General features: G+C 65.7%; 31 protein-coding genes, 1 tRNA gene and 2 pseudogenes. 14 read left to right on the forward strand and 20 right to left on the reverse strand.

Annotation, left to right across the window (positions count from 1 at the left end; all coding sequences use genetic code 11):
- From VFH65_RS17940 to VFH65_RS17950, 3 genes and pseudogenes are all read left to right on the forward strand, one after another.
- Window positions 1-217: pseudogene (locus VFH65_RS17940) on the forward strand (polyketide cyclase); the annotation flags it as partial.
- The gene (locus VFH65_RS17945) at window positions 201-746 is read left to right on the forward strand and encodes a helix-turn-helix domain-containing protein (RefSeq protein ID WP_353323267.1); all 546 of its coding nucleotides are present in this window, start codon (window positions 201-203) and stop codon (window positions 744-746) included. The pseudogene VFH65_RS17940 and the gene VFH65_RS17945, both read left to right, overlap by 17 nt.
- 97 nt (window positions 747-843) lie before the next feature.
- Window positions 844-1203 carry a hypothetical protein gene (locus VFH65_RS17950; RefSeq protein WP_353323269.1) on the forward strand — a complete coding sequence of 120 codons (360 nt, stop codon included), beginning with the start codon at window positions 844-846 and terminating at the stop codon, window positions 1201-1203.
- 54 nt (window positions 1204-1257) lie between these two features.
- Here VFH65_RS17950 and ptsP read toward each other — a convergent pair whose 3' ends face one another.
- Genes ptsP through VFH65_RS17970 form a run of 4 tightly spaced genes read right to left on the reverse strand, consistent with a single transcriptional unit; the run spans window position 1258 to window position 6089 of the window.
- Window positions 1258-3687, reverse strand: coding sequence for a phosphoenolpyruvate--protein phosphotransferase (ptsP, locus tag VFH65_RS17955; protein ID WP_353323271.1), 2430 nt, complete (start codon window positions 3685-3687; stop codon window positions 1258-1260).
- A gap of 4 nt (window positions 3688-3691) precedes the next feature.
- The gene (gene dhaL, locus VFH65_RS17960) at window positions 3692-4324 is read right to left on the reverse strand and encodes a dihydroxyacetone kinase subunit DhaL (protein WP_353323272.1); all 633 of its coding nucleotides are present in this window, start codon (window positions 4322-4324) and stop codon (window positions 3692-3694) included.
- Window positions 4324-5322 (reverse strand): dihydroxyacetone kinase subunit DhaK, encoded by a 999-nt coding sequence (gene dhaK / locus VFH65_RS17965; protein WP_353323274.1) that lies wholly within the window; start codon window positions 5320-5322, stop codon window positions 4324-4326. The genes dhaL and dhaK overlap by 1 nt, the downstream gene beginning before the upstream one ends.
- Window positions 5323-5333: 11 nt before the next feature.
- Window positions 5334-6089, reverse strand: a complete 756-nt coding sequence (locus VFH65_RS17970; protein WP_353323275.1) for an MIP/aquaporin family protein — start codon at window positions 6087-6089, stop codon at window positions 5334-5336.
- A gap of 149 nt (window positions 6090-6238) precedes the next feature.
- Between VFH65_RS17970 and VFH65_RS17975 the strand changes: the two genes are divergently transcribed.
- A complete protein-coding gene (locus tag VFH65_RS17975) occupies window positions 6239-6979 on the forward strand; it encodes an IclR family transcriptional regulator (RefSeq protein ID WP_353323276.1) in 741 nt (246 codons plus the stop codon).
- Between the two features lie 14 nt (window positions 6980-6993).
- On the opposite strand, the gene VFH65_RS17980 is transcribed toward VFH65_RS17975, so the two are convergent.
- Entirely contained in the window at window positions 6994-7512 is a 519-nt protein-coding gene (locus VFH65_RS17980; protein WP_353323277.1) for a YbaK/EbsC family protein, read from the reverse strand.
- Window positions 7513-7514: 2 nt separating this feature from the next.
- The gene (locus VFH65_RS17985) at window positions 7515-7709 is read right to left on the reverse strand and encodes a hypothetical protein (RefSeq protein ID WP_353323278.1); all 195 of its coding nucleotides are present in this window, start codon (window positions 7707-7709) and stop codon (window positions 7515-7517) included.
- Window positions 7710-7740: 31 nt separating this feature from the next.
- On the opposite strand from VFH65_RS17985, the gene VFH65_RS17990 reads away from it, so the two are divergent.
- The 4 genes from VFH65_RS17990 to VFH65_RS18005 all read left to right on the forward strand — a co-directional run bounded on the left by VFH65_RS17990 (window position 7741) and on the right by VFH65_RS18005 (window position 10505).
- Complete coding sequence (locus VFH65_RS17990; protein WP_353323280.1) at window positions 7741-8166, forward strand: hypothetical protein; 426 nt, start codon at window positions 7741-7743, stop codon at window positions 8164-8166.
- A 12-nt stretch (window positions 8167-8178) separates the two neighbouring features.
- Window positions 8179-8874: a proteasome protein gene (locus VFH65_RS17995; RefSeq protein WP_353323281.1), complete on the forward strand. Its 696-nt coding sequence runs from the start codon at window positions 8179-8181 to the stop codon at window positions 8872-8874.
- Between the two features lie 289 nt (window positions 8875-9163).
- Window positions 9164-9796: a GNAT family N-acetyltransferase gene (locus VFH65_RS18000; RefSeq protein ID WP_353323282.1), complete on the forward strand. Its 633-nt coding sequence runs from the start codon at window positions 9164-9166 to the stop codon at window positions 9794-9796.
- Between the two features lie 10 nt (window positions 9797-9806).
- Entirely contained in the window at window positions 9807-10505 is a 699-nt protein-coding gene (locus VFH65_RS18005) for a YceI family protein (RefSeq protein ID WP_353323283.1), read from the forward strand.
- Between the two features lie 3 nt (window positions 10506-10508).
- Here the strand turns inward: VFH65_RS18005 and mbtN are convergent, their stop codons facing one another.
- Genes mbtN through crcB (VFH65_RS18035) form a run of 6 tightly spaced genes read right to left on the reverse strand, consistent with a single transcriptional unit; the run spans window position 10509 to window position 15398 of the window.
- The gene (gene mbtN / locus VFH65_RS18010; protein ID WP_353323285.1) at window positions 10509-11684 is read right to left on the reverse strand and encodes a mycobactin biosynthesis acyl-ACP dehydrogenase MbtN; all 1176 of its coding nucleotides are present in this window, start codon (window positions 11682-11684) and stop codon (window positions 10509-10511) included.
- Entirely contained in the window at window positions 11681-13252 is a 1572-nt protein-coding gene (gene mbtM / locus VFH65_RS18015) for a long-chain-fatty acid--ACP ligase MbtM (protein ID WP_353323300.1), read from the reverse strand. Before mbtM ends, mbtN begins: the two co-directional genes overlap by 4 nt.
- Before the next feature lie 5 nt (window positions 13253-13257).
- Window positions 13258-13527 carry an acyl carrier protein gene (locus VFH65_RS18020; RefSeq protein WP_353323286.1) on the reverse strand — a complete coding sequence of 90 codons (270 nt, stop codon included), beginning with the start codon at window positions 13525-13527 and terminating at the stop codon, window positions 13258-13260.
- Window positions 13528-13582: 55 nt separating this feature from the next.
- Complete coding sequence (locus VFH65_RS18025) at window positions 13583-14641, reverse strand: DUF190 domain-containing protein (RefSeq protein WP_353323287.1); 1059 nt, start codon at window positions 14639-14641, stop codon at window positions 13583-13585.
- Complete coding sequence (gene crcB, locus VFH65_RS18030) at window positions 14638-15003, reverse strand: fluoride efflux transporter CrcB (RefSeq protein WP_353323288.1); 366 nt, start codon at window positions 15001-15003, stop codon at window positions 14638-14640. The genes VFH65_RS18025 and crcB (VFH65_RS18030) overlap by 4 nt, the downstream gene beginning before the upstream one ends.
- Window positions 15000-15398, reverse strand: coding sequence for a fluoride efflux transporter CrcB (crcB, locus tag VFH65_RS18035; RefSeq protein WP_353323289.1), 399 nt, complete (start codon window positions 15396-15398; stop codon window positions 15000-15002). Before crcB (VFH65_RS18035) ends, crcB (VFH65_RS18030) begins: the two co-directional genes overlap by 4 nt.
- A gap of 71 nt (window positions 15399-15469) precedes the next feature.
- Here crcB (VFH65_RS18035) and pgm point away from each other — a divergent pair, with 71 nt between their 5' ends.
- The 3 genes from pgm (at window position 15470) to VFH65_RS18050 (ending at window position 18504) form a co-directional block, all read left to right on the forward strand.
- Window positions 15470-17104, forward strand: a complete 1635-nt coding sequence (pgm, locus tag VFH65_RS18040) for a phosphoglucomutase (alpha-D-glucose-1,6-bisphosphate-dependent) (protein ID WP_353323290.1) — start codon at window positions 15470-15472, stop codon at window positions 17102-17104.
- Window positions 17101-18375: an MFS transporter gene (locus VFH65_RS18045; RefSeq protein WP_353323291.1), complete on the forward strand. Its 1275-nt coding sequence runs from the start codon at window positions 17101-17103 to the stop codon at window positions 18373-18375. The genes pgm and VFH65_RS18045 overlap by 4 nt, the downstream gene beginning before the upstream one ends.
- Window positions 18376-18431: 56 nt before the next feature.
- Window positions 18432-18504 (forward strand) — tRNA-Ala (locus VFH65_RS18050).
- Window positions 18505-18518: 14 nt separating this feature from the next.
- Here the strand turns inward: VFH65_RS18050 and VFH65_RS18055 are convergent.
- The 7 genes and pseudogenes from VFH65_RS18055 to VFH65_RS18085 form a co-directional block, all read right to left on the reverse strand.
- Window positions 18519-18974, reverse strand: a complete 456-nt coding sequence (locus VFH65_RS18055) for a DUF742 domain-containing protein (protein ID WP_353323301.1) — start codon at window positions 18972-18974, stop codon at window positions 18519-18521.
- A gap of 9 nt (window positions 18975-18983) precedes the next feature.
- Window positions 18984-19505: pseudogene (locus VFH65_RS18060) on the reverse strand (peroxiredoxin); the annotation flags it as partial.
- Between the two features lie 67 nt (window positions 19506-19572).
- Window positions 19573-19707 carry a hypothetical protein gene (locus VFH65_RS18065; RefSeq protein WP_353323292.1) on the reverse strand — a complete coding sequence of 45 codons (135 nt, stop codon included), beginning with the start codon at window positions 19705-19707 and terminating at the stop codon, window positions 19573-19575.
- Window positions 19708-20368: 661 nt separating this feature from the next.
- Window positions 20369-20584 carry a hypothetical protein gene (locus VFH65_RS18070; RefSeq protein ID WP_353323293.1) on the reverse strand — a complete coding sequence of 72 codons (216 nt, stop codon included), beginning with the start codon at window positions 20582-20584 and terminating at the stop codon, window positions 20369-20371.
- A gap of 43 nt (window positions 20585-20627) precedes the next feature.
- Window positions 20628-21395 carry a RelA/SpoT domain-containing protein gene (locus tag VFH65_RS18075; RefSeq protein WP_353323294.1) on the reverse strand — a complete coding sequence of 256 codons (768 nt, stop codon included), beginning with the start codon at window positions 21393-21395 and terminating at the stop codon, window positions 20628-20630.
- 626 nt (window positions 21396-22021) lie between these two features.
- Window positions 22022-22492, reverse strand: a complete 471-nt coding sequence (gene rnhA / locus VFH65_RS18080; protein ID WP_353323302.1) for a ribonuclease HI — start codon at window positions 22490-22492, stop codon at window positions 22022-22024.
- A 4-nt stretch (window positions 22493-22496) separates the two neighbouring features.
- Complete coding sequence (locus VFH65_RS18085; protein ID WP_353323295.1) at window positions 22497-22679, reverse strand: helix-hairpin-helix domain-containing protein; 183 nt, start codon at window positions 22677-22679, stop codon at window positions 22497-22499.
- 170 nt (window positions 22680-22849) lie between these two features.
- Here VFH65_RS18085 and VFH65_RS18090 point away from each other — a divergent pair, with 170 nt between their 5' ends.
- From VFH65_RS18090 to VFH65_RS18100, 3 genes are read left to right on the forward strand one after another with little or no spacing between them, the layout of a single operon-like run.
- Window positions 22850-23179, forward strand: a complete 330-nt coding sequence (locus tag VFH65_RS18090) for a type VII secretion target (RefSeq protein WP_353323296.1) — start codon at window positions 22850-22852, stop codon at window positions 23177-23179.
- 12 nt (window positions 23180-23191) lie between these two features.
- Window positions 23192-24880 carry an alpha/beta hydrolase gene (locus VFH65_RS18095; protein WP_353323297.1) on the forward strand — a complete coding sequence of 563 codons (1689 nt, stop codon included), beginning with the start codon at window positions 23192-23194 and terminating at the stop codon, window positions 24878-24880.
- Window positions 24877-25521, forward strand: a complete 645-nt coding sequence (locus tag VFH65_RS18100) for a hypothetical protein (RefSeq protein WP_353323298.1) — start codon at window positions 24877-24879, stop codon at window positions 25519-25521. The genes VFH65_RS18095 and VFH65_RS18100 overlap by 4 nt, the downstream gene beginning before the upstream one ends.
- On the opposite strand, the gene VFH65_RS18105 is transcribed toward VFH65_RS18100, so the two are convergent.
- Window positions 25508-26332 carry a DNA polymerase beta superfamily protein gene (locus VFH65_RS18105; RefSeq protein WP_353323299.1) on the reverse strand — a complete coding sequence of 275 codons (825 nt, stop codon included), beginning with the start codon at window positions 26330-26332 and terminating at the stop codon, window positions 25508-25510. The two genes, VFH65_RS18100 and VFH65_RS18105, sit on opposite strands and share 14 nt — an antisense overlap.
- Between the last annotated feature and the right edge of the window lie 154 nt (window positions 26333-26486).

The raw sequence follows: 26486 nt of genomic DNA on the forward strand, positions 1-26486 counted from the left end.
GCAGCGCTCGCCAGGCGGGTTGACGCTGGCGCGCCACGACGTCATCGCGGAATCCGAGCAGCGCACGCGAGTTCGTCAGCAGATCGACCAGCGCGGTCCGGTGGGATCATTGGTGGGCCTGCTCATGCGCGGGATGACGAAGCGCTATCTCGGCCTGGAGGCGGCGGGGCTCAAGGCCCGAAGCGAGCAGCGGCACCGTGATGGCCCGGCCTCCTGATCTCGAGCGGCGCCAAAAGCTGCTCGACGCGGTCGTGGAGGAATTCGCGACCGGAGGCATCGGTGACCGGTCACTTCGCGACGTCGCCGCCGCCGTCGGCACCAGTCATCGAATGCTGTTGCACCACTTCGGATCACGCAACGAGCTGCTGCTCGCGATCGTCGAGGAGGTCGAGCGCCGCCAGATGGCCTTACTGCCTGAACTTCCGCAGGAGCCGGCAGAGGCAATCGCCGCGATGTGGGCCAACCTTCGACGGCCCGAGCTGCGCCCGTTCGAGCGCCTCTTCTTCGAGTGCTATGCGCGCGGTGTCCAGGGCGAGCAGCCCTTCGACCGGATGCTGCCTGGCGCCGTCGACACGTGGCTTGCCCACGGCGCGACGGCGGACAGGGCGGTCGATCCGGCGCTGATGCGCCTCGGCCTCGCTGTCGCGCGGGGTCTGCTGCTTGACCTGTTAGCGACCGGCGACGGCGACGGGGTGGACGCGGCAGCGCAGGCCTTCGTAGACCTGGTTCGGCAGGCCAGGGTTTAGCTCCCACGAGCCAACGGGTAGCCCTGTGAGTTCGGGGGGTCAGTGTCCTGACCAGCGCGCCCGCGTCCGTCGTGGGCGTGCCGATCGAAGGAGTCACATGAAGCTCAAGAAAACCGCAGCCAAAGCAGCCCTCGTGGGTGCCCTTGGCATGGCCGCCGCTGGCCTGGGCAGTGGGCTGGCGCAGGCAGATCCGCCCTTCCCGCCTCCGCCACCGTGGCCGATTCCGGGACCGGATCTCGGGCCTGGCGTCAACGTCGGCGCGCCGGGTAACCCGCTGCCGCCGGGACAGGGTTATCTACCGCCTCCGGGACATCGCGATGACCTTGTCGTCCCGATGTGGGCTCCGCCGGCACCCCCGCCGCCGTGGTGGGCGCCGTGGGCTCCGGTCGAGTGGAACTTTGACCTGAATGCCTGGGGCGTCTGGTGGAACGGAGAGTTCAAGACAGCCCCGTTCTGACCTGAGCCGAACGGACGGTCGCCCGGCCACCACGGTCGGGCGACCGTTTCTCGTTCAGGTGAGTCGCTGCCGGACTGCGGCGGCGCTGTCGCTGGTCAGTATCTCGTCGGCGAGGCGCTGGGCGTCGCGACTGTCCACCGCGCGAACGGCCTCCTTGGCCCCGGGAATCGCCGGGGGAGTGACCGATAGCGAATCGACACCCATGCCGATCAGCAGACCGGCGGCCCGCTCATCGGCGGCGAACTCGCCGCACACCGACACCGACGCCTGACCGGCCGCACCCTGGCAAGTCGCCCGAATCAGCTGCAGCAGGCCAGGATCGAACGTGTCCCCGATCGACGCGACCGCTTCGTTGTTACGGTCGGCGGCGAGCGCGTACTGCGTCAGGTCGTTGGTGCCGATGGACAAGAAGTCGACGTGGCGGGCGAACGCAGCGGCCTTGAGCGCGGCCGCGGGTACCTCGACCATCATGCCGACCTGCAGTCCGGACGGATAGCCGCGGCCGGCGCGGTCTACCGCCTCATCCAAAAGTCCGCGCGCGGCGAACAATTCGTCGAGCGTGGCGACCATCGGGAACATCACGCTGACCGGTGTCTGCTGTGCCAGCCGGATCAACGCCAGCAGCTGATCGGCAAGCAGCTCAGGGTGGGCCAACGACAAGCGGATACCGCGGACACCCAGGTAAGGGTTCACCTCGGCCGGTGTCGGTAGGAATTCCAGCGGCTTGTCGCCGCCAACGTCGAGCGTGCGCAATGTGATTCGGCGCCCGTCAAGCGATTCGGCGATCTTGCGATAAACCGCGAATTGTTCTTCGACGTCCGGCGCGTCCTGGCGGCCGAGGAACAAAAACTCGGTGCGCACAAGGCCGACGAAGTCCGCGCCATGGCTGGCGGCGGCCCGTGCGTCGTCCACCGAGCCGACGTTCGCTCCGACTTGCACCGTGATCCCGTCGCGGGTTACCGCGGGCTCAGCGGCAAGGACGTTGGCCTGCTGCTGACGTTGCGCAAGTGCAGCGACCTTGGCATGAAACTCGCGGCGAACATCCTCGGGCGGGTCGACGATGAACTCGCCCCGGCCACCGTCAACCGCGACCGTGGCGCCGTCGGGAATGGACAGCACCGTTGGTCCAGCGCCGACAATCACCGGAATACCCTTCGCCCGCAACAGGATCACGTTGTGTGCGTGAGGGCTGCCGAATGCCAGCAGCACCGCGGCCACGCGCGCCGGGTCCAGCTCGGCGGCCTCCGCGGGGGTCAGGTCCGCTGCAACCAGCACTCCGGTGCGTTCCGTCGATCCGCCGCCGGTGCTGAGCATCGCGCGCAGCACCTGATCTCCGACTGCGCGCACGTCATCGGCCCGTGCCTGCAGGTACGAATCAGGCACGGCCGCGAACTCGCCGGCAAGGTTCTGCACGGCCGCCGACCACGCCGACACCGCTGACTGTCCGCCGTCGATGCGGGCCCGCACATCGTCGAGCAGCGCGGCGTCGTCGAGTAGCAATTGATGGGCGTCGAATATCGACGCCTCCGCCTCGCCGACCTCGCGGGCCGTGCGGGTGCGCAGCTGGCTGATGGTGCGCCGGACCGAGGCGATCGCCTTGCTGAGGCGGCGCCACTCGACGGCAGGCGTCTCGGCGGGCGTGTCCGGAATGGTGATGGCACCCAGCCGCGCCGAGCGGGCGGGCCCGATCCCCAGGCCGGGCGCGGCGCCGATCGGTGCGTGCGGCGCTAGCGGTGCAGGCGCCGGCGTCGTTTCGACCGGCGCCTCGTCGAAGTTCCGCGCGGCCAGCGACAGGATGTGGTCAAGCGTCTCTGCCGCTTGGCTGCCGGACACCCGGACCTCGACCTCGTCACCGGAGCGCACCCCAAGCGTCGCAAGCTTCGAAAGGCTGCCTGCGTCAACCCATTCCGATTCGGTGCGGCGGTTGCGGATCCGCGCGCGGGCGTCCCGGCGGCGCACCTCCTGGACTAGTCGCGCGGCGGGCCGTGCGTGCAGGCCGTGCGGGTTGGCGACGACGAAGTTGCCCGTCAGCTCGTCGGAATCGCTCTCCACCTCGGCTGAGGCGTCGACGGGTGCCGAGCCTAGGTGCCCGATCTTGCCGGCTAGCGCGCCCGCCGCTTCGGCGGCGACCTCTGCAGTCGGCGCGCCACTGGCCGCCGCCACCGCCGCGACGACCAACCCCTCGACGAGGGGAGCGGGGCACAGCACCACCCGATCGCGGACATCGTCGTCGAGCAGTTCCAGCGCCAGTTCGGCCGACAGCACCGCACTGCCGAGATCCATCAGCACCACGACACCGGCGCCCTGGTCTGCCGAGTTAATGGCGTCGACGATCTGCGCGGCGTCGGTACCGAAGGTGGTCTCATCAAGACCAGCGGCGACCGCGATGCGAATTTGCTTGCCGTGCAACATCTCCTGGGCCAGCGCGACCGAGGCGCGGGCCAAGGCCCGGCTGTGTGAGACGACGACGAGTCCGACGGTCACCACATCACCGCCCTGCTGCGAACGCGGTTGTTGCGGCCGCGATGAGCATCGCCGCAGACGTCGCGCCTGGGTCGATATGGCCGACGCTGCGCTGCCCGAGATAACTGGCGCGGCCCTTGCGGGCGACCATCGATTCAGTTGCATCCCTGCCGCTTTCGGCTGCCGAGGTCGCTTCCGTCAGCGCTGCGTCAAGAGCGGAGCCGGATGCTAGCGCCGCATCGAGCGCATCCAACGCGGGTGCCAGTGCGTCGAACATCGTCTTGTCGCCAGCCTCGGCGCGGCCACGCTGTACGACGCCCTCGACGCCTGCGCGCAATGCCTTGGCGAAGCCGGCCGCGTCGACGCTGTCACCGCTGCCCAGCGCGCCGGCCATCCGCAGGAAGAAGGTGCCGTACAACGGCCCGCTGGCTCCGCCGACCGACTTCACGAGCGTCATGCCGACCTGCTTGCACAGCGCGGCCATGTCGGCGGGTGCCGACTCGTCGAGCGCGCCCACTACCGCCGTCATGCCGCGTTCCATGTTGATGCCGTGGTCGGCGTCGCCGATGGCCGCGTCGAGATCCGAGAGCAGTTGGGCGTTTTCACCGATCACGCGGGCGTACTCACGAATCCATGCGGTGAACTGGGCGAGGTCCATCAGCATCCCCTCCTCAGGGCCGGGGTGTTCACAGGGTGGTCCCACAACCGCAGCAGCTCCTCGTCCGCGCGCAGCACCGTGACCGAGCATCCCGCCATATCCAGGCTGGTGATGTACGGGCCCACCAGCGAACGCGCGACTCTGACGCCGGCCTTGTCGAGGATGGCCGCGAATTCGGAGTACATGACGTACAACTCGATCAGCGGGGTGGCGCCCATGCTGTTGACGAACAACACCACCCCGTCGTCCCCGGCGAAGTCGAGGTCGGTCAGCACCGGTTCGAGCATGAGTTCGGCCACCGCCCGCGCAGGCTGTACCGGCATCCGCTCGCGGCCGGGTTCGCCGTGAATGCCGATGCCCATCTCGATCTCGTTGTCCGACAGCTCAAACGTCGGATGACCGACGGCCGGCACAGTGCACGACGTCAGTGCCACGCCCATGCTGCGGGACGCGGCGTTGACCCGTCGCGCGATATTGGCGACGTCCGACAGGCTGCGTCCCTGATCCGCGGCGGCGCCGGCGATCTTCTCTACCAACACGGTCGCGCCGACCCCGCGTCGGCCAGCGGTGAACGTGCTGTCCTGCACGGCGACATCGTCGTCGACGACAACCGACTCGACGCTGATGCCTTCGGCGTCGGCCAGCTCGGCGGCCATCTCGAAGTTCATCACGTCGCCGGTGTAGTTCTTCACGATGTGCAGTACACCCGCGCCGCCGTCGACGTTCTTGGTGGCCTCCAGCATCTGGTCGGGTACTGGCGAGGTGAAAACCTCACCGGCACAAGCCGCGTCGAGCATGCCCTGTCCGACAAAGCCGCCGTGCAGCGGTTCGTGACCGGAGCCACCGCCGGAGATCAGCCCGACCTTGCCGGGTATCGGCGCGTCACCGCGATAGATGATCCGATTGGTGTGGTCGATGCGCAGTTCGGGATGTGCGACGGCCATGCCGCGCAGCGCCTCGCTGATGACATCGGCGGGATCGTTGATGAGCTTCTTCATGTCTGGGCTCCTCAGGCTGCGGTGGTGGCGGGGACGGCGACTGGCTCCGGTATTGCGTCGGCGCGGGTGCGGGAGATCGCGACATAGGCGAATGCTGCGAGCACACCTGCGAGAAGTTCAGCGGCCAGGTAGACCGGCAGCTGACCCCAGGACACCGAGCCGCCGGCGATCTGCTGGACGAGCATCGGGCCGAACGTGCGGGCCGGGTTGATCGACGCGCCCGTGGTGGGTGCCACCGGGATGATCGCCGCGAACACCACCAAACCGATAGCGACACCGGCGAATCCCACCGAGGCCTTGCGGTGTATCACGCCGAAGACGGTGAACACGAGAATGAACGTACCCACGAATTCGGCGAAAAAGGCCTGGACCGCACTGACATCTGCGGAATAGGTCGCGACGCCAAGGCCGGCGTCGCGGGCAGCCGTGCCGAGCACGCCGAGGATGGCAGCTGCGCCGACGATCGCTCCGACGGCCTGCGCGGCGATGTAGGCCGGCACCCGCGACCACGGGAACTTGCCGGTGACCGCGAGGCCAAGGGTGACCGCCGGGTTGATGTGGTTGCCCGAGATGTGCCCGAGCGCGTAGACGGTGGCCACGACGACCGTGGCGAACGCGAACGAGATCATGCCCAAATCGGCCATCGTGAACGGTGCGTCCCCGTTGATGATGATCGTCGCGGGCACCGACCCGACGCCGATGAACACCAGGAAGGCGGTGCCGAGCGCTTCGGCGGCGAGTTTCTGGGTGATCGAAGGTTCGTCCATGAATCTTCTCCTGAGACTTTGGGCAACGCCCGGCTGCCGTCTGGTGGTCGACTATCTCGGATCACATTCGACATTATCGAATGTGATCTGGAACATACGCTTATGCTTCGGGCTACACAAGAGTCGATATCGGTGAAAGCGAGGGCACGATGATCCAGGCGGTGGATCGTGCGCTGCGCATCCTCACCGTGCTGCAGGGCGGGCGGCGGATGAGCCTTGGCGAGATCGCGACCGCCATCGACTTGGCGCCATCGACCGTCCACGGCCTGATCCGCACACTGCTGGCGCACGGCATGGTCCAGCAGGAAATTGACTCCGGGCGGTACCGGCTCGGGCCGGCAACGCTGCGGCTCGGAAACGTCTACCTCGACACGCTCGAACTGCGCTCACGGGTGGCGATCTGGGCGGAAGGGCTGGCGCGGCGCACGGGCTGCGCGGTGCGAACCGCAGTGCTGCTCTTCGACGAGGTCGTCGTCGTCGCACATGAACCTCGTCCGGATGGAACGCGGCAGATGCAGGAGGTCGGCATCGTGATCCCGGCGCACGCCAGCGCACTGGGTAAGGCGCTGTTGGCGTTCCAATCCGACTACAAGGCCGACGAGCTACGAAGCATGACGGGTGAGACGATCACCGATCCGGGTGCACTGGCCGACCAGTTGGAGCAGATCCGCTCGACCGGAATCGCAACGGAGGTCGAGGAGGCGGTTCTGGGTGAATGCGCTGCGGCTGCACCGGTTTTCGACTCGACGGAGGAAGCGGCCGGTGCGATCGCGCTGGTCGTGCCTGCTGCGCGTTGGCCGCTGACCGCCGAGGCGATCGATGCGCTGCGCGATACCGCCCGCACCGTTTCCCGCGAGCTCGGCGCGCCGGTGTGGCCACCCCGCCGGTAACCTTCGGCGCCGAATTACTTGGTGATGGCCAGCACCTCTGCGCCGGGCAGCGATGCCAGCACTCCCGTCGCTGCGAGAAGTTTGGAACCGCGGATGCCGCTGCCGATGATCACCCGCTGCTGATCGACCACGTTCTGGTCAACGAGTATCGGCCAGTCGGCGGGAAGGCCGACGGGCGTGATGCCGCCGTACTCCATTGCGGTGAGCGATACCGCTGTGTCCATTGGCGCAAATGAAATCTTGCGAGCGCCAAGGTGTTTGCGGACGATGCCGTTGACGTCGGCGCGCGTGGTGGCGAGGACGATGCAGGCCGCGTGCCACGTCCGCTCGGCGCGCTTGGCTTCCACCACGACGCAGTTGGCCGAGATGTCCAGACCGATGTCATAGTGCTCGCAGAAGGCCGCGGTATCGGCAAGCGAGGGGTCGATCGCGCTGACCCACAGCCCATCGCCGCCGAGGTACCGGCGGACCGGAGCGGCGACCAGGTCGGGCGCCTCGCTCGCTGCGACAAACGTCAGCTTTCCCAACTGCACGGTTACTCCTCGCTGCTGAGCCGGTTGCCGATGAAGTCCAGCAGCCGTGGATCGTCGGAGGTGAACCGCTCAACCTCTTCGCCGCCATCGCAGCGCAGCAATGCAACCGTCACTCCGCTGCGGTTCCTGGACATCACCTGCCAGACCGCGCCGGCGTCCTGCCAGCGCTGAAGTTCTGCGACACGATCGACGTCCATCTCTCTACGATTCCACCGTAGGCTGCTGGCCGTGGAGGCAGCACACGCCGTCGCGGCATCCGCGACTCTCGTCTGGCTGGGCATGGTGCTGGCGATCTCGTTCATCGAAGCCCCGCTGAAGTTCCGTGCTCCCGGCGTCACCCTGCAGATCGGGCTGGGCATTGGGCGCTTGGTGTTTCGCGCACTCAACGCCTGTGAGCTCGCGCTGGCAACAGCCATCATCGTGTCCTTCGTCGTCCGACCGCCGACGACGGGAATCGCCGTCGCGGCAGGCATCGCCGTCGTCGCCCTGCTCGCGCAGGTGCTGATCGTTCGTCCCCGGCTCGCCCGTCGCTCCGAGGCCGTGCTCGCCGGGGACGACGCGCCGCGGTCGCGGGCGCACTGGGCGTACGTCGGCCTCGAAATTCCGAAGGTGATTGCGCTGCTCATCGCGGGGATCTTGCTGCTTGCCACGTGAGACCATCGCCAGATGACCGTCGTTCTCGCGGTGCGCTGCGCCGACGGGCTGGTGATGGCGTCCGATTCGCAGATCACCGACCCCGTTCGGGGCCTGAGCTATCCCGCGCAGAAACTGCACCCGCTGGGTCGGCATGCTGCGTGGGGCGGTAGTGGTTCGCGTGCGGTGCTGCACGATCTCGAGCAGATCTTCGACGCGGAACCGGACACGATCGTCGAAGCGTCCGACATCGGCCATGCGTTGCAGGAACGCGTGCTGCCGGTGCTCAAGCGCCACTACGCGAATTTCATCGCCGACGTGCCAGGCGGCAAGCCCGGCGCAACCCCCTCGACCTATGTCTTGGCCGCTGGCTACGCAGGCGAACGGCCGTTCATCGTGGACGTGGATCCACACGGCCTTATCGGGCACTACGAAGAGACCGGGTTCCAGGCGGTCGGTAGCGGTTCGCCGATGGCGCAGCAGGCGTATGCACTCTTGGCGCATTTCCAGATGGCCGAGCGCGGCGTCGATTACGGCGTCGTCGCCGCACTGCGGGTCCTCGATGCGCTGGACACCTCTTCGCCTAGTGTTGGCGGCCCGATGGACATCTGCCGCATCACGCCCGAGGGCGCGCAACACCTCGACGAGGACGACATCGCGCAGGTTCGCGCCAGCGTCGGGCGTTGGGTCGAGCTCGAGCAGCGCGCGCTTGACGAATTGTTCGATTGATCGCCGATGGGCTAGCCGGCCAGTTCCTGTACCCGGCTACCCCATCGGCCTGCAGATCGCCGTCGGCGGTGTCGTAGTACGCGCTGTCGAGGTGAACGGTGCTCCGCTCCACGTCGGCGCCCGCCACGATGTCGTCGAGGCGGGGCAGCGCGAAATGCTCGTCGACTTCCCACTTCAGGTCGCGTTCCAGCACTTCCTCCACGGCCTGAGGCTCCCCGGAACCGGTGCTGGTGAAACATCGATAGGTAGGTAAACCTACCCTCACTAACTGCGGTAGGCTCGGCTGTCGATGACCGACATTGACGAGGCGCTCAAACCCGTCCTACCGCGCGAGTTGCCCTCCGTTTCCGATTCCGTGCGTGCGGTGGGCGCACCGCCGACGCCGATCCTGGCCGAGCCGTACGCGATCCGGCTCGCCGATCCCGACGGCGACGCCGAGATGATCTCGGAGTGGATGAATCGCCCACATCTGGCGGAGGCGTGGGAGTACGACTGGCCGCCGCAGCGATGGCACCGTTACCTGCGCGCGCAACTCGACGGCGAGTATTCCCGTCCGTTCATCGGCAGCTTCCGCGGCGCGCCGTTCGGCTACATCGAACTGTACCGAGCGGCAAAGGATTCCATCGCCCCACGCTATGACGCTGAGCCCCATGACATCGGGTTGCACGCGGCGATCGCGGAATTGAAGTTCGTCAACCGCGGCATCGGCCCTATCTTGTTGCCCCGCTTGGTTGCCAGTGTCTTCGAGCTCGAACCGCAGTGTCGGCGCATCATGTTCGATCCGGACCATCGCAACAGCGGCGCGCGCCGGCTCTGCGAATACGCCGGGTGCACCTTCCTCGGCGAACACGACATGTCGAACCGGCGAATGGCCCTGTACGCCCTGCCACGATCGCCTTCCGACGCAACCGCCGTCGACTAGCGTTGGCGGCATGAAGAAGCCGCTGCTGTGGGGCCTTGGCGTCGTGATCCTCGTGATTGTCATCGCAGTGGCGGCGGGGCCGTGGCTTTACCGCGAATTCATCGCCGGTGACGCTGATCCCGAACTCGCCCTGCCCAGCCAGACGCAGTCCGCGACCACCGATGTCGACGGCACGTGGACTGTGGTTCCGGGCCCCAGCGAGGACGCCAAGCGCACCCAGGCCGGCTATCGCGTCGACGAGGTGCTTCGCGGCTCACCACTCACGGTGAACGGACGGACGCCGCAGGTGACGGGGCAGGCCGTGGTCGCAGGCTCGAAGCTCGAGACTGCCTCGTTCACCGTCGACGTCGCATCGATCACCTCACCGGAGAGCGCACGCGACAACCAGTTTCGCGGCGCAGAAATACTTGACACCGCGCGGTTTCCGACTGCTGAGTTCCGCGTGACACAACCCGTCGATGTCGCGGCTGCGCCGGAGACCGGGGCCGCTATCACGCTCAATGTGCCCGCCAGCCTGACGATCAAGGGCGTCACCCGCGACGTCACCGCGAAGGTGGACGTTCAGCGGGCCGGGGAAACGATCATCGCCGCCGGCTCGGTCCCGGTCACCTGGATCGACTTCAACGTCACGCCACCGGATTTCGCGGGGTTCGTCACGGTCCAGCCAACCGGCTCCATCGAGTTCTTGGTCAACCTTGCCAAGCAGTAGCAGTCAGGGCAGCTGATTGAATTCGGCGTAGCCGTCGTAGTCCGGCTTCATCGCCGCGGCCACCAGCTCCCACAGCACCTCGTCGGTGCCGCCGCCCACACGGGCAAGCTTCATGTCGCGCCACCACCTGCCCAGTGGCGTCTCGTCGACGAGATAGCCGGAACCCCCGAAGATGTGCATGCACTCGTTCATCACCTCTTCGCCGAGGCGGGCGGCGCTGACTTTCATAGCCGCGGCAGCGCGAAGGTCCAGCTTGCCCGTTGCGGCTATGCCGTCGAGGGCGAAGCGCAGCATGTCGACGCGCGCCTGCAGGTCTGCGACGCGCAACCGCAGCGCCTGGTGCTCGTACAACGTGTGGCCAAATTGCCGACGGGTCATCATGCGGGCCAACGTGATTCCGATGACGCGCTGGGAAGACGTCGATATCAGGCCGGCCACCGACATCCGCTCTTGTGCCAGGCCCCAGGAGATCGCGGCCAGACCAATACCCGCACGGGCGACCAGGGCGTCGGCGGGAACCCATGTGTCGATGTGCACGGCGGCGGTGTCCAGGGGACCGGCGCCGAGCTTCCGGTACGGCGTCTGAATCTCGCACTGCGCCAGCGGAACGGCCACCACGACCACTCCGCCGTGCTTGCTGTTCGGATCGTGGTCGACGCTGCGGGCCACGGCCATGACGTGGTCGGCGATCGGAGACAGCGAAACGAACTTCTTGATGCCCTTGACTTCGAAGCCGTCTCGGACGGAACGCACCTCCGTACCGACGATCTGCAGGTCCGACCCGCCTGACTGCTCGGAGGCGCCGATGCACAGCACCGCCTCGCCGCGGATGGCCTTCTCGGCGATGTCCTTCAGATAGTCCGACTTGCCGAAGCGGCGCAGAATCGCGATCGCCGAGTCATGCAGCCCCACACCGACGCCGATGCCGGCCGAGCCCAACTGGCCCAGCTTCCTCGCCAACGCGATGACCTTGGCGACGTCGGACTGCTGCTGGCCGGCCGGCCACTTCTGCGCGAATACGCCTGATTCGCCTAGGTATTCGATGAGCTTACGGGGAAAGCGTTCGGTCTCTTCGGCTTCCGCCGTCCATCTGATCACCCGGTCGTCGAAGACTCGCTCGAGTAGCTCGTCGTAGTCCTCGGTCGGCGGCGCCTCCGGTGCGTCGGTCGTGGCCGTCACCGGCTGACCCCCTCCAGCGTGCGCTTGACCTCCAGCCGGCGCAGCTTGCCCGACGAAGTGCGGGGGAGCGAGCCGGGTTTCAGGAACACCACGTCGGCTGGCACCACACCGCATTCCGATGCGACGCGCGCGACCACAGCGCTGCGCGCAGCGGGTTCGTCGTCGCCTTTGAATTCCGCGGCGATGACGAGCCCTGGGCGCGCCGACGCCTCGCCGGTTCCGATCGCTACGACGCAGCCGTCACGGACCCCGTCGATTTGGGCGGCGATGCGTTCGATCTCGGTGGGGAACACGTTGCGGCCCGCCACCGTGATGAGTTCCTTCGCACGACCGCAGACCACCAGCCCGTCGTCAGTGAGATAGCCGAGATCGCCGGTGGGCAGCCAACTCTGAGGGTCGAGCGGCGCCTGGCCGAGATACCCCGTCATCAGTGAAGTGCCACGGATCTCGATCTCGCCGACCTTACGGCCGACCACATCGGTGGCATGAGGCTGGTCGGTGTTCAACCGCACCTCCATGCCGGGGATGGGATGGCCGAGCACCGCGTAGCGGCGGGTCGCCTCACCCGCGTCGCTGGTGACGGTGACGTCGTCGACCTTCAGGCCCGAGAACGGCTCGGGAATGGTGACCGCACAAGTGGATTCGGCCAAGCCGTATGACGGGGCCAGCGAGGTCGGGTCGAAGCCGAACCTGGCCATCTCGTCGGAGAAGCGCTGATAACCCTCGCAATCGACGGGTTCGCCGCCGTTGAGAGTGAAGCCGAGATTGCTCAGATCGTATCCGGACAGGCTGCTCGCATACTTGCCGATCAAATTGAACGCCATGTTCGGAGCCGCCGTCATGGTGGCCTTGCTTTCGGTGAGCCACTTGAGCCAGCCGAACGGATTGCCGGCGAAGGCCGGCGTCGGTGCCTGCCACAGCTCCGCCTGACCCAGTACAGCGACGAGGACGAAGGCCAATCCCATGTCGTGGTAGATCGGCAACCAGCTGTGGAAACGACTGCGATGATCGACGTTGACCCGGGTGACCAAGCCGCGCAGGTTCGCCAGTGACGCGGCGGGCGAAATCTGGGCGGTCCGAGGCGTCCCCGTCGAGCCGGCAGTGCCCTGCAGGATCGAGGTCTCGGCGCTGTCGGGGCCGCGGAATGTGGTCGACCGGCGCGCGTGGGCAACCTCGGCGAGGTCGTGCACGACGATCCCGTCGGTGTGTTTGCTTAACAGCTCCAGTTCGGCGCCGTGACTGAAGACCGTCGACACGTCGCTTGAGCGGAACCGGTCCAGGGTGGCTTGTGCCCATTGGTCGGGATCGGCGCGCCGGATGGGGCCGGGCAGGATCGAGACCGCTGCCCCAGCGAAGAAGGTGCCCGGGATCGCAGCGATGAACTCCACGGTCGGGTCACCCACCAGACCGACCGCTTTGGCTCCGTCGCCGGTGATGCGCTCGGCGACGTTCTCCGCGCGCGCGTGGACCTCCTGCCAAGGATGGTGGGCCCACTCGCCGCTTGCGGTATCCAGCACCGACAGCTTGGTCGGGGCACTAGTCATCGCGGCCGACAGGGCCGCGGCCAGCTCGGTCACGGGTTCGTCTGCGCGGCAGGCGCTTTTGCCAGAATGGCCGCTTCGAGGTCGCCGACGGTATTGCAGCTGAACAGATCCTCCTCGGACAGCGCCACGCCGAGGCGATCTTCGATGGCGACCATTCCGACCGCGAACGCCACCGAGTCGAGGCCCACGTCGTCGACCAAGTGGGAGTCACGGGTGATGCGACGCATGTCGACATTCATGTCGTCGCGCAAGATTTCGGAGAGGGCGACGCTCACGGCTTCTGGAGTAGACGGCTTCACGGCGAGGGACGCTACACAAAAATCCAGTGTTAGGCTAGGCTTACCTCTACGACGTTCATGGGCCGTGAGAGGCCAGGTCAAGGCTGCCAATCCGCTCGCCGCCGTCGATCGACACCAACGCGGGCACCAGCTCGCTGGTCACCAATCCGTGCCCGCCGGTGAGTTGATCGACGATGTCGAAGCTGGCCGCGATTCGCTCGGGGGAGTCGACGACGACCGTGGTGACTGGGACGCCGCGGGCGAGCTGAATCAACCTGTCGCCGTGCGGTTTACGGTCACCGTGAAAGCCCCAGATGCCGCGCAGCACCGTCGCGCCGCTCGCCGCGCGGGACTCGCGAAGCTGCCTGACGATTGCGCGGTGGATCGGGATGCCGTCGTGCAGTGCGGCCTCGGCGGTGTAGATCATCAGCTTCTGCCAGAGGGCATGCCCGTCCTCATCGGTCGGCGGCAGCGCGGCAGGGCGGGTCAGCAGCTCGCCGTCGCGTTTGCACAGCTGGACGCGTTCCACCGTCATGAGGGCGTCGCGCACCAGGACCGCGAGTTCGGGAATCGCGGTGTCGACCTGGCGGCCGGTCCCGACAGCGATGACCATCACCGGGATGTCGGAATTGCGGCTGAAGAAACGAGCGCGCTGACGCTCCCCGCCCTTGGTGCCGTCGACGCCGAGAAACACTGAGGCGCCGGCGAATCCATTGCGGTGCAGCACGTCACACACGGCGCGGTACGCAGGGTGCCCGGCGGCCCGCTCTTGGCGGCCGAGATAGATCGTGAGCTTGGCGGTTTCCGGCACGGCCGGTGACGTGCTCGACAGCGAGGCCCGCTCGAGGGTGATCAGTCCGCGCGTGGTCATAGCGACGACTTGGCCGGCGATCGGAGCGATGGTAGCGGCGGTGTCGACTGCGGCGACGGCAATCGGCGGGTCCTCGGACATGCTCAACAATTGATCGCTGCGCAGTTGATGGTGCGGCCCGAAGCTCGCGATACCGCGCAGCACGACGCTGGTTGCCACCGCATTTCGGCCGTACAGATCGAGCAATGCGTCGGCGAGGAAACGGTTTTCGGTGCGCAAGCGCTCAGCGACGTAGACCGTCAGCTTGAGATAGTCGTCGGTCACAGGCGGGCTCCGATCGACAAGCCGAGCCATGCGGCGGCCAGGCCGAGCGCGAGGCTGACGACGATGTTGGCCACCGCCGGCCAAATCTGACGCTCTTCGGTCAACCGCTGGGTTTCCAGCATCCACGTCGAGAAGGTGGTGTAGGAGCCGACGAACGCGGTGCCGACCAGCAGCGCGAGGTGCGGAGTGAGCGCCAATCCGGCCAGGAAACCCAGAAGCAGTGCGCCGCTGACGTTCACCACCAGCGTGCCGAACGGAAAGGGGCGGGCAACCCGACCCGACACGGCGCGGTCGATCAGGAAGCGCAGCACCGCACCGACACCGCCGAGCAGCATCACACCGGCCCATACCGCCGCGGTCATCCCCGCACCCGGGCCCGACGCACCAGCGCGGTGGCGATGTAGGCCGCAAGCAGGCCGACGGTGATGCTCGCGGTGAAGTAGCCGATGGCCAGGCCGTAGTGGTGGTGTTCGAGCATCTTGAGGATCTCGACCTGCATGGTGGAAAACGTGGTCAGGCCGCCGCAGAGGCCGGTCCCCAGCAGCGGACGGCGGTAACTCGACACGGGTAACCGCTCCAGGAGCCGGGTGGTGAAGTAGCCGAGCAGGAACGCGCCGACGATGTTGACGACGAAGGTCGGCCACGGCCAGCGCCCCGGGTCTGGCGCGGCAAGCGTCTCGAACGCCGCCCGCGCGAGGGTGCCCAGTGCTCCGCCGACGAACACGGCGGCCAGCTCGCGCCCGTCGAAACTGAACATGAGCCAAAGTATCGCCGTCGAGCTTTCGAGCGGGCGTACGACGCGACTGTTCGAGGAGCAGAATCGGGGACATGGCTGCGAACCCACGTGCCGGCCAGCCGGCGCAACCCGAAGACCTCATCGATGTGGCACAGGTGGTGACGGCCTACTACACCGTCGAACCCGATCCGGACAACGTCGATCAGCAGGTCGTGTTCGGCACATCCGGGCATCGCGGGTCGAGCCTGGACGCGGCGTTCAACGAGGCGCACATCATGGCGACCACGCAGGCCATCGTCGAGTACCGCGCGGGCCAGGGCACCACCGGTCCGCTGTTCATCGGCCGCGACACGCATGCGCTGTCGGAGCCGGCGTGGGCGTCGGCGCTGGAAGTGCTGGCCGCCAACGACGTTGTGGCCATGATCGATTCGGCGGACCGCTACACCCCGACGCCGGCGGTCAGCCACTCCATCCTGGCCTTCAACCGGGACCGTGACGGCGATCTGGCCGACGGGATCGTGGTCACGCCATCACACAACCCGCCGCGCGACGGCGGCTTCAAGTACAACCCACCCAATGGTGGGCCTGCCGATACCGACGCCACCAGTGTGATCGCCAAACGCGCCAACGAGATCTTGCGTGACGGGCTCAAAGGGGTGAAGCGGGTCCCACTGGCCCGCGCGCTGCAGAGCGCGCAGCGCCACGACTACCTGGACGCCTATGTCGAGGACCTGCCCAACGTGGTCGACATCCACGCCATCCGAGCGGAAGGGATTCGGATTGGCGCCGACCCGCTCGGCGGGGCCAGCGTCGACTACTGGGGTGCGATCGCCGAGCGGCACGACCTGCAGCTCACGGTGGTCAACCCGCTTGTCGACGCGACGTGGCGGTTCATGACGCTCGACACCGACGGCAAGATCCGGATGGACTGCAGCTCGCCCAACGCGATGGCGTCCCTAATCGCCAACCGCGACAAGTACCAGATCGCGACCGGCAACGACGCCGACTCCGATCGGCACGGCATCGTGACGCCCGACGGCGGGCTGCTGAACCCCAACCACTATCTGGCCGTGGCGATCGACTACCTGTACACCAACCGACCGTCGTGGCCGACATCGACCGCGGTGGGCAAGACCGCGGTCAGCTCGTCGATCATCGATCGAGTGGTCGGAGGTCTGGGCCGCAAGTTGCTCGAAGTGCCGGTGGGCTTCAAGTGGTTCGTCGACGGATTGCTCAGCGGGACAATAGGTTTCGGCGGGGAGGAGAGCGCGGGCGCGTCGTTCCTCCGTCGTGACGGATCGGTGTGGACGACCGACAAGGACGGCATCATCTTGGCGTTGCTCGCATCGGAGATCCTCGCCGTGACCGGATCGACGCCGTCGCAGCGGTACCAGGCGCTCGCCGAAAAATACGGTGCGCCAACGTATGCCCGCATTGACGCGCCAGCCGATCGGGAGCAGAAGGCTCGCTTGGCCAAGCTTTCGCCCGATCAGGTGACCGCGACGGAGCTGGCGGGCGAGGAGATCACCGCCAAGCTGACCACCGCGCCGGGTAACGGCGCAGGGCTGGGCGGGTTGAAGGTGACCACTGAGAACGCGTGGTTCGCCGCTCGGCCGTCGGGCACCGAGGACGTGTACAAGATCTACGCCGAATCGTTCCGGGGTCCGGAGCATCTGGCCGAGGTGCAGGAAGCGGCCAAGGAAGTGGTCAATAAGGTCATTACGTGAGCTCGTCCGCGGAGGGTGACTGTTCGGCCCCGGCAACCCCGAAGAAGCAGCGCCTGCCCAACGAAGTCTGGGTACTGATCTCGTCGAACGCGGTCATCGCCTTGGGCTACGGCGTGGTGTCGCCGGTATTGCCGCAGTATGCCCGCAACTACGGCGTGAGTATCAGCGCGGCGACGTTCGTGATCACGGCTTTCGCGGTGATGAGGCTGTGTTTCGCACCGGCGACGGGCCTGCTGATTCAGCGGTTGGGGGAGCGGCGCGTCTACGTCAGCGGCATCCTGATCGTGGCGGTGACCACCGCCGCGTGCGCGTTCGCCGAGACGTACTGGCAGCTGCTGCTCTACCGCTCGCTCGGCGGAATCGGCTCAACGATGTTCTTCGTCTCTGCGCTCGGGTTGATGATCCGGATCAGTCCAGAGGACGCCCGCGGCCGAGTGGCGGGGATGTTCTCGACGTCGTTCCTGTTGGGCTCGGTCGGCGGACCTGTTTTGGGCGCGGCCACAGTGGGACTTGGGTTGGGCGCGCCATTCATCATCTACGGCATCTCGTTGATGATTGCCGCAGCAGTCGTGTTCTTCAGCCTGCGAAACTCGTCGTTGGCGGCGCCTGCGCAGCAGAGCGAGCCGACGGTGACCGTACGAGTGGCGTTGCGGCAGCGTGCGTATCGGGCCGCGTTGCTGTCGAATTTCGCGATGGGCTGGTCGGTGTTCGGCCTGCGGATGGCGCTGGTGCCGTTGTTCGTCGCCGAAGCCCTCGACCAGGGTCCAGGCGTCGCCGGCCTGACCCTGGCGGTGTTCGCGCTGGGCAACGTGTCAGCGGTGTTTCCCAGCGGCTATCTGTCGGACCGGGTTGGGCGGCGCACGCTGTTGATCATCGGGCTGTCGGTGTCGGCCGTCGCGACCGCGGTGGTGGGATTCTCGGCGTCATTGCCGCTGTTCCTTGCGGGCGCATACGTGGCGGGTGCGGCATCCGGGATGTTCAGCTCGCCGCAGCAGGCGGCGGTCGCCGACATCATCGGCAGCAAGGCCCGCGCCGGAACGGCCATCGCGACGTTTCAGATGATGGCCGACCTGGGCTCGATCATGGGCTCACTCATCGTCGGTCAGGTGGCCCAGCACGCCTCGTTCGGCTGGGCGTTTGTGGTCAGCGGCATCATCCTGGCCCTGGCGGCGGTGGGCTGGATGTTCGCGCCCGAAACCCGCGGCAGGCCGCCCGCAGAGCCGACACCGGCGCGCGCGCTCGGTCCGGAGGCCGGCGGCGAGGTGCCGTGACCAGCCGTTTTGAACGCTTCTCGCAGGTGGTGTAGCTTCGATGAGCACAACTTCACGGGGCTATGGCGCAGCTGGTAGCGCACCACACTGGCAGTGTGGGGGTCAGGGGTTCGAGTCCCCTTAGCTCCACTTATTTCCGCAGTTCAGAGTGCTCGTAGGCCGCGCAGGGTCCTTTCGAGCAGTTCGCGTCGGTCGTCGATTGCCATCGCGTCACCGGGGGTGGCGTGCACCCGCAAATAGCCCTGTGTCACCAGGTCGTCGACCAGGAACCTCGTCGCACCAAGCGGCAAGGACAGGCGAGCGGCGATCTCTGCGACCGAGGTGCTGTGCACGCACCACGTCAGGATCTGGCCCCGCACATCGTTTCTCGGCCAGCGCGGCGGCTTCGCTGTGGTCTTCAGCGCTTCGACCGGAGCCTCGAGTGGCAGTTCGACACCAGAATCGATACGGCCTGCCGTCAGCGTGTGCGGCCGGGCCGGGCTCGCCTCGTCCGCGGCTTCCGGTTCTGTGAACCAGTCATCGATCGGTTCGCCCTTGCCGTCCGACGGCTGATGCGCGTCGGCATGCTTCCCGCGGACACGTGGCGAACTATGCGGCATGTTGTAGTTCTGCAAGAACCACAAGGTCTGGTCTGCGTGCACCGATGCGCGCACCTCGTTAGAGACGACCTTGAGCACGGTGCGGTCGGTGTCGATGACGAATGTGGTCCGTCTGACGGGCAGCAGCCGGGCGAGAAAGCCGCGGCGCCGAGTGTGTCGGCCATGCCGGCCCGTCTCACGCGCCACGACGGATCGATGCAGCTTGGCGAACCTGCCTCGGCGGACCCCGAACAGCTCGGACACCACGCCGTCCTCGTCGGAGAGCAGCGGATAGTCGAACGAGCGCTGTTGAGCGAAGTGGGCCTGCCTGTCGACAGTGTCGGTGCTGATGCCGACCCGATGGGCGCCCACCGCTGCGAATTCGCTACTCAGGTCCCGAAAATGACAAGCCTGGGCTGTACAGATCGGTGAGGACGCTATTGGGAAGAAGAACAGCACAACCGGGCCATCGGAAAGAAGCGCGGACAGCGTCCGAGGCCGACCGGTGTGATCGTACAGAGTGAAATCAGGCGCCTTGTCGCCCGCGAGCATCGGCAAAGACTAACGCGGGAAGCTCTGCGCGACGCGCGACTCGGATAATTCGGTCATCGCCGAACAGCTACTCGGTCCTCATCTCCTCGGCGTCGAAGTAGTGGACGGCGAAACGGAACGCCCAGCTCGTCTCGATCTTCTCGGTCGCGAGGCCACCTATCGCGCGGGTCATTGCGAGCAGCGCGGCAGGCGACACAATCATGATCAATCGCTTAGCACGTCGTTAAGGATCCGACACACGATCCGAAAGAGCGGGACGATTACAGTTACCGCGCTGGGCAATCCAGATAGGTTGCTGGACTTCGCATTTTGGGCCACGATTGTTGCCGAGGTGGGTGGTTAGTGGCTCGTTAGCACGGCCATTCCGACGCAGACCAGCCGCGACCGTAGCGCCCGAGACGATCTAGTCGAGGCAGTCTGGGTGTGGCTGATCCGCGGTGGTGCGTCCCACGCCGCCGAACTCGTTGACGCCGTCAAACCCTTCCCGTTTCCGCAGGTCATTTCGCGTGCTCTCGCGTCGTTTCCGTCGCGGATATCTGAGTTTGCGCAGGTCGACGCACTTTTGATCAGGGGTTCGAGTCCCCTTAGCTCCACCCGAGATAACTGCAGTTCCTCAACTCACGTCAACATCGCGGTCAACAAACCGCCGAAGATGCGGGCCTACTGCGTCGGTTCGCCCCGGTCGCGCAGAGACGGCAACGAGTACTTCATCTATCGGCTACACGGCAAACAGATCAACGCCTCCTTCAGCGACTTTAAGCCAGCTAAGAAGTTCTCCATGACTTGAGCTACACCAAAACGACGCGGCGCTAGCTAGATACCAGCGGCCATCCCGATGAGGGTCGCCCGCTTCATCAGTGTCCTTACAGGGCAGTTAGTTCTTTGCCGGTGAAGTACCTGGAGTGGGTGCGCTCAAGGGCTTCTCTGGACTTGCTAAACAGTGCCGCGATCTCGACAGCCTCGTCAGTTCGGGTCGACTCCAGCTTCAAGCGATACTCCATCGCTTCATGAGGCGAGGCAAACTCCGTGACACGACGGTCACGAGTATGACGGTTGAACTCGACCACGAACGACGGCATTTGCTGGACTCTTTCCCCTGTACTACCCACAACATTACCCGTTCTATTCGAGACCACGTATCACGTCGTCGAAGTCCTTCAGGATCTTCGCCCTGGGTGTGAGCAGCGCCTCATGTTGGCTGCGTAGCCGCTTAAGCTTGCCCCGACCGGTCTCTACCTGCAACTTGCGCCGCACGTCATCAAGATTTGCCTCGTACTCGGCGATGGCCTTCGACATCGAGTGCATCTCTTTGACGAAGTCACGTACTAACGGATCGTCGTGCTCGACGCCATAGCGTATTCCGCGGCCAGCGAAATCGCCGAGGCGTTCGTAGACGTTAGCCCACGCACTCTGCAGGACAGTGCGTATCTGTATTTCGACGCGCCCGGCGGGACACCGAAGCCACAGGTGAACCGCCCTGTAGCCCGAGTGCGGATTCTCGCGAAGATCACGAACCAAGTTGTCAGTCACACCGAAGTGGTCTGCGACCTCATGACCTAGCTGCGTCTGCTGTGTCAGCGTTAGGTCGGCGTCGATGCGGACGCCTGAGAGGTCCTGGACGTCGGCCAATGAGAATGTCTCTCTCTCGAGCTTCTGGACCAAAGTATCGAGAGTTTTGGGTCGGGCGCTTATGTCGAAGTTGTCGGGGGCCAAGGTTATCCACGCCTTCTCGGCGATACGGGAGGCGACCTCGCTGGCCAATTCGTTGTGCCAGTGCATGACCTCGCTGTATTGCGGGCAGCCTTCAGGTATATCTCCCTCATCGACGAGTGCCTCGCCGAGTTTTTTGAGGGAGTTCCTTGACCACGAAGGCTTTTCGTTCAGATTCACTGCTGAGGATTACCGCCCATCTGCCGACTCGTCCAGTGAGAGAGTTCGATGCGCCACACGCATACCTCCTCCGCTTAGTTCGTGAACTGCACACCGGATGACGGCAAGCTGTCGCCGTTCGGCCTCGACGCGGTAATCACCCATATCCCGAGCCTATGGGTTCGTTGAACAGGGGCCCACGCATACTGGCCTCCAGCAGAACGGCGACCAGGCCGCTGCAATCACTGCCTGGCCGAAGTCATGGTTCCACCCAGCGTCGTGTCCAGACTGACCGGCCAGTGTCTGGACAGAATCCGGTGAAGCGCGGACCCGCGTCTGCCATGCAGGGCTATGGCCGCAAATAGCACCGACTCGACTGATCCCAGATTGTGTGGTCGAGGGTGAACACGTCCCAACCCTTGGCGCGCACAGCGGCACGTACCAACGCAGCGGCCTTCCCAACTGCGCCTGCGCCCTTAGCCACGCTCAGTGCTTTCTTGGCGCAGCGACTGACCATCCGGTCCGGCTTCACGCCGACAATCAAGTCGGCATAGCGCACAAATACGCTTTGCAGGTCACGGGAGTTGGACATAACAGTTCGAAAACCCCTCAGCGCCACTGGAATCAACACTCAAGGGCTGCGTTCGTCATTCAGCTGCAATGAGGGCGATCGCTTCGTGCAAACCGCGCGTTGCCAGTTGGTCGGCCAGTTCGTTGTCGGCGACACCCGCGTGGCCCTTCACCCAGAACCACTCGACCCGGTGCCGGGCGCAGGCCGCTTGGAGTCGCTGCCACAGGTCGACGTTCTTCACCGGTTGCTTCGCTGCGGTCATCCAGCCGCTGCGCTCCCAGCCGAGAATCCACTTGGTGATGCCGTTCCGGACATAGGTGCTGTCGGTGTAGAGGTGCACTGCCACCGGTCGGGTGAGAGCCTCCAGCGCCATGATCGGCGCCATCAGCTCCATCCGGTTGTTGCTTGTCTGGCCGGACTCGCCACCGAACATCTCGCGGACATGCTGACGTTGGCGCAGCACCGCCCCCCAGCCGCCAGGCCCGGGGTTGGGTCTGCAGCCACCATCGGTGTGGATGACTACTAGATCCTTGATGGAGTCGTCCATCGGCTCAGTCACCCCGTGCCTGCCGGAGCAGTCGCACGGCCTTCGGCCCGACACCGTGAAGGGTGAGGAGGCCGTCGAGATCCGCGGGCAAGTCTGCGATGGCGCGGTAACCGGCGTCGAGGAGTGCGCCCGTCGTGGGCCGTCCGATCCGAACACCATCGAAGACGGCGCCGCGATCCTCGACCATGCGCCGAGGATAGGCACTGCATCGAGCGATCGGCCTCACGACGCGCGAACCCGTACCCACGTTGATCTCGACCCGCCGAGAGTTGCACCGCTGAATTTGGTGCTCTTGGCACGGGTGAAGGCCCCTTATTCTGGACCGGTCGAAGTTTGCTCAGCACCCAGGAGGGTCCGGTGTCGGGGTGGTTTCGCGTCGTTCCTGAAGACCTGCAAGTGTCGGCGGCCACGGTGGACGTGCACGCCGATGACGTGCAGATAAGGCATACGACGTCAGATGGCCGTATCGAGGCCGCCCAACGCGGCTTGCCAACCGCATCATTGGCAGCACTGGGTACCAAGGTCGCGAAGTGGCAGGCCGATACCGCGACGATGTTTGGCCGCATGGTCGACCACAGCGCCGGCCTGCGTGCCGGTGCGAGCCTTTATCAACAGACGGACAACGACGCCGCCAGTGAGATCGACTCGGCCGCAGCGGCCATCAGTCCTGACGACATGGGTCTGTAAGTAACGCCGTCCGTGACCATTTCCGTCGAAGAGATCGACCGCTGGAACGCCGGCGATGTCCGCGAGGTGTTCAACGCCACCCGCAGCCGGGCAGAAGCCGCCTTCGAGGCAGCCAACGGTATCGCCCAGCTGCCGGCATTCGGCACGTGGGGCGGCGAGGCGTCGGAAGCGGCCAAGGAAGCAATTGGCCAGACGCGCAAGGACTTAGACGCACACGGCAATGAAGCGCTGGCCGTCGCGCAAGCCGCCCGCAAGGCTGCTGACGACATTGAGCAGGTCAAGTCAGATCTGGCGCAACTCAAGGCCGACGCCGCGGGCGCGGGATTTGAGATCGACCCCGTGGGCAACGAGGTGCTGCCCGGCCCGGCGCTTCAGGGTGACATGCTGGAAATGCTTGCAGCGGAAGGCAAGCGCGAGGAGTTGCAGGCGCGGCTGGACGCGATTGTGGCCGAGGCTGCTCGGGTCGATCAGCAGCTGGCCAGTGCTATCGACATGGCCACCGGTGAGGCGCCGATTCCGGAGTCCCCGCATACCAATGATCCTGTGCTCCAGGACATCTTGTCGCGGCCGCTGCCCGAAGACCCCAAGCAGTTTCACGACATGTGGGAATCGTTGTCAGACGAGCAGAAAGAGTTCCTCTATGGCCAGGACCACAACATCGGCAACCATCCGGGGATGCCGTTCGACGACAAGGACGTCTATAACCAACGGCACCTGACCGAGCTGATCCAGACGACACAAACCGACGTCGACCGGATGCAGCAGCGGTTCGACGAACTGGCGCAGCGCGTCTATATGGGCGACACCAGCGCCGCGACGGGGAATGAACTGGCTGCGCTGGGGCCGCAGTTGACGGCGGCCCGGCACAACCTCGATGGCTACAAATCCGTGCAGAGTTCGCTAAATCCACCGGTCGATCCACAGAGTCCCTATGCCAAGGTGCCGCGAATGCTGGGCTTCATTGACGACCAGGGCCACGCGGCCGTGTCGATCGGCAATCCGGACACGGCCACACGCAACGCCATCCTCGTCCCTGGGACAGGTCAAGACTTGGCGCGCTTCGATGCGAGCAACAACAAGGCGCTCAGCATGTTTGACGCGGCCATGCAGGCAGACAAGAGCCTGGAAGGGAAGCTCGCCGTAACCACCTGGATGGGATATGACCGGCCCATGGACCTGATGGAAGCTGCGTTCCCAGGCCGTGCCGAAAGCGGCGGCGCGGCGCTCGACACATACCTGGACGGCATGCACGCCTCGCACCAGGGGACACCAGCCATCGATACCGTGATCGGCCACAGCTACGGATCGACGCTCGTCGGCGGGGCCGCGACCGGCGACAACCAGCTTGCTGCCGATAATGTCATCGCGGTTGGCAGCCCTGGCATGCTGGTGGACGCCGCAGGGGACCTCAACTTGGATTCGGGATCAAAGGTGTTTTCCATGACAGCCCGCAATGACATCATCAGTCTGGCTACCGATATGACGCTCGGCGCGGATCCTTTCACCGAGGCTTTCGGCGGGACACGGCTCTGGGCCAACCCCGGTCCGAGCTGGGACCCGACAGGATTGATCGGAGACGTCGCAGCGCACAGCAGCTACTGGGATCCGGGCAATCCTGCACTGGCCAACATGGGGGCCATCATCGCCGGAAGGCCACCGCTGCAGATCGTTACGCCGGATGGAGTGGTGACGGGTCCATGACTGTGCTTACGCGTCTTAGCGCATCACGATTCGCCACGCTCGCTGTGCTGCTCATGCTGTGCCTGCCGGTCGCCGGGTGTGGCAATGACGGCGATCTCGGATCACCGACGCCGTCGGGCGCCACGGATATTGGAGGACCGCCGATGACCTCGCAGCCACCCCCACCGCCGGGCTGGAATCCCAAAGAGGTTGTGCCCCAAAGTCAGCAAGAGGCACAGGACAAAATCGCCGGCTATCTGCAGCGCATGTTGGATGCCCTGCCCACTGGCACGATGTATGACACTGGTCGTTACTCCGGCGGGGGCCACAACAGCTCCTGCGATGACAACTACACGGGGCCAGGCAAGCCCCCCACTCACTTCACCACAACCGGAGATCTCACCTTTCCACCAGGCAGCGATCTGCCCGCGATGATCGCCAAGACGGGGGAGATCTGGCGCAGCTGGGGCTGGCACGTCTATGAGCGCGACGGTTTTGAGAAGCCGAATCAGTTCGGCTATGCGCCCGACGGCTACCGGCTTCAGATCGTCGCGGCCTACCCGCCCGACTATCCGCCGACCGTAGTCGCGACATCGCCCTGTTTCCCAGGCGACATCGCGCGCGACGACATCGCGTTTCCAGCTGTCCTCAGGGCCAGTTGACCTCCTGACGCGATTCCCACGCGCGTAGGTGCATTCGGGCGACGAAGCTGCTGATGTAGCTGAAGTCCGCATGCTCTGGAAGGTCGGCCTCGTCGGTGGCGCGCTGCAGGTCGGCAGTGAGCGCGTCGAGATGCGCTAGCACGTCGGCCTTTTCGTACTTTCCCGTGCGGACGTCGAGGAGATAGCTGCGGGCGTCCTGCGGCATCGGCAACGTAATGGCGCCGTCCTGCATGAGTTCGATGCCCTGCATCGCCAGCCGCAGGGCATGGTAGGCGAACTTGGTGTCGAAGCCGTACTGCGCGACCAACTCAGGGCGGTTCGCATGCTGCGATGAAGCATCGGTCACCCGCGCGCGCTGCCGCTTCAGGTAGCCCTCGAACCGCAGGCCGCACTGCTTCGAGACGAACATCGCGCGGGAGCGCCGCAAATCCTGGCCCAGATCATTGTTGATGCGGAGCATGTCGGGCGGGCTGAACAGGATCATCAACACCGTCGGGTTTCCCTGGCCTGCCAGCCGCGCGTACTTCCGCAGGCTGTAGATGGTGCGGTCGATGTCTCCCGGTCCCGACCGTGCTCCGACGGGCTGTGTGCGGAACTCGTACTGCTCGAAGAGGTGGCTGGTCGACGCCTTGACGCCGAGCGCCGCCTCGGGCGGCGGGATACAGACGCCCATTTCGTCGATGTCGTCGGCTGCAGCGACGGTGACGCCGTGCATCGTGGACCCGACCTCGGAGAGCAGGATCGTGCCCTGCTCAGCGATTGCGCGGTGCCAATCAGTGGAATGCGGGGTTTTGAACACTGCTGCGGCCATGCGGTCAGTAAGCCCGGGCGATGTAAGCGAGCGCGCCTGAGTCGTCGTCGCTCTCGGGCAGTGATCCGTCGGGCAACTGGAGGCACCGCACCGTGAGACCGCTGGCGGCGAGGTCCTGCTCTCCTGAAACGCCGACCAACTCCCACGGCAACCG

This window comes from Mycobacterium sp., from assembly GCF_035697385.1.
Taxonomy (GTDB): domain Bacteria; phylum Actinomycetota; class Actinomycetes; order Mycobacteriales; family Mycobacteriaceae; genus Mycobacterium.